Source organism: Piscicoccus intestinalis NBRC 104926 (genome assembly GCF_001515525.1).
Taxonomy (GTDB): domain Bacteria; phylum Actinomycetota; class Actinomycetes; order Actinomycetales; family Dermatophilaceae; genus Kineosphaera; species Kineosphaera intestinalis.
On record NZ_BCNQ01000258.1, the window covers coordinates 1 to 2443 of the forward strand.

Annotated in this window: 2 protein-coding genes; both read left to right on the forward strand. The window is 74.3% G+C overall.

Annotated elements, in window-relative coordinates; genetic code table 11:
- Positions 1–1043 (forward strand): phosphopantetheine-binding protein (locus PINTE_RS20940; protein WP_217996676.1); only part of this gene is annotated, 1043 nt, incomplete at its 5' end.
- On the forward strand, positions 1044–2443 hold a 1400-nt coding region (locus PINTE_RS20945), incomplete at its 3' end, for a condensation domain-containing protein (protein ID WP_245643096.1).

Below are 2443 nucleotides of genomic sequence, written 5' to 3' on the forward strand. Positions count from 1 at the left end.
CGCTCGCCGCCTACAGCGGCCGGCCCGACGCCATCACCGGCACCGTCGTCTCCGGCCGCGACGACGCACCCGGCTCCGACGCGGCCGGCGGCGAGCCGCCGCTGCTCGGCATGCTCACCGACACCGTGCCCCTGCTCGTCGCGTTCGACGGCGCCGCCGCAACGGCGCTGCGCGCGGTGGCCGATCAGACGGCCGCGGCCCTCGTCGAGCCGCCGGTGGGGCTGGCGGCGCTGAGCACGGCGCTCGGTCGCGGACTGCTGTTCGACTCGCTGCTCGTCGTCGAGAACTACCCGACCGGCGACGCCCACGCCCGCGCCGCGCGCGCCGGCCTGCAGATCACCGCCCTCGACGGCGCCGACGCCACCCACTACCCGCTGAGTCTGACCGTGGAGACCGACGGCCCCGACACCCGACTGCGCCTCGAACACGACCCCGCGGTCGTGTCCACCGCGGCCGCTCAGGGGCTGCTGGACGCGGTGCGGGCCGTGCTCACCGAGCTCGGGCACACCGGCTCGGACGCGCCGGCCGCGCACCTGCGCCGGGTGGCCGCCGAATCCCTGGGCGCGACAAGCTCACCGAGCGAACCGGCGCCGCGATCGGCCGGAGCCGGGTCGCGCGACGACATCGACGCACTCACCGCGGTGTTCGCCCAACTGCTCGCTCCCGGAAGGAGGCTCGACGCCGACGCCAACTTCTTCGCACTCGGCGGCGACTCGATCCTCGCGATGTCGCTCGTCACCGCCGCCCGGGACCGCGGGCTCGCGGTGCGCCCCGGCGATGTGTTCGTCGCGCCGACACCGCGGGCCCTCGCCGAGCGCGTCACCCGCGCCGCTCCCACCGGACCGTCCACACCCGTCGCCACGCCCGTCGCCGGTCGCGAGCTCTCACCCGGCGGACCCGACACCGGATCCGGCGGCGAATCCAACTGCACCACCACGGAAACGACGGGACGCGAGACGAACCCAAACGACCCGGGCGCGGCGCTGATCGACCTTGACGCGACCGGCGCGGCCGCCCTCGACGACCTGCTGAGGAACCTGTAGATGAGCATCGACACGACACCAGCCACCGCGGCCGAGCCCACCGAGCCCACCGAGCTCTCCGAGCCCACCGAGCCCACCCAGCGGCCCGAGCGGCCCGCGCCTCGCGCGCAGGTGTGGCCGCTGGCGCCGCTGCAGGAGGGCCTGCTGTACCACGCCGTCTCCGGCGAGGGCGGCCTCGACGTGTACTCCATGCAATCCACCTACGCCTTCGCGCCCGGCACCGACCTGGGGGTGCTCGAGCGCGCGTGCGGCGCCGTCCTCGACCGCCACGACGCGCTGCGCGCCGGATTCTCCGCCACGCTGCTCGACCGGCCCGTGCAGTTCGTGCCGCACGAGGTCCGCACCCCGTGGCGCTCCGTCGACCTCGCCGGGTGCAGCGAGCCGGCGGCCCGCGAGCGGCTCGCGGCGATCGAGGTCTCCGAGCGGCAGCGCCGGTTCGACATGGACGCCCCGCCGCTCATCCGATTCGTCGGCGTCGACTGCGGCCCCGCCGGCGTGCATCTTGTCGTGACCAATCACCACATCGTGCTCGACGGCTGGTCCGACGCGCTGCTCGTCGTCGAGCTGCTGCGCCACATCGCCGCCGGCGGTGTCGATGAGACTCTTTCTGCTGCACCGCAGTTCGGTCGCTACCTGGGATGGCTGCGCACCCGTGACACCGAGGCCGATGCCGCGGCGTGGCGGCGCGCCCTGTCCGGGCTGGAGTCGGGCAGCCTGCTGGCCGAACCCGATCCGGACGCGGAGGCGGTCTTTCCCGACACCGCGCACCTCGATCTCGGGCCCGAACTCACGGAGGCGGTCCGCGGCCTGGCCCGGCGCTGCGCCGTGTCCCTCAACACCGTCTACTCCACGCTGTGGGGGCTGTTGCTGCGCGGTCTGCTCGGCGCGGACGACGTGGTCTTCGGCACGACGGTCTCCGGGCGCCCGGCCGACCTGCCCGGCGTCGACGAGATCGTCGGCCTGTTTCTCAACACCGTGCCGCAGCGCGTACTGATCCGTCCGGGAGGCAGCGTGCGGGAGCTGCTGCAGCAGGTGCAGGGCGAGCATGCCCGCCTCGTGGAACACCACCACGTCGGGCTCGGCGCGATCCAGGCCGAGGCCGGCGTGGGCACGCTCTTCGACACTCTCTACGTCATGCGCAACACGCCGACCGACGACGCGTCGTTCGACGACCTGTCGGCTCGGGTCGGGCTGGTCGACATCGACGGCGGCGACGCCACCCACTACCCGGCGACGTTCATCGTGCACCCCGACGTCTCGACCCGGCTCATCCTCAGCTACCGGCCCGACGTCCTTCCCGCGGCTCGCGCGCGCGACCTGCTCGCCGCCGCCGCCCGCGTGCTGCGGGCGATGACCGACCCCGACGTCGCGGTGGGCGCCCTGCCGTTCGCCGACCCGCG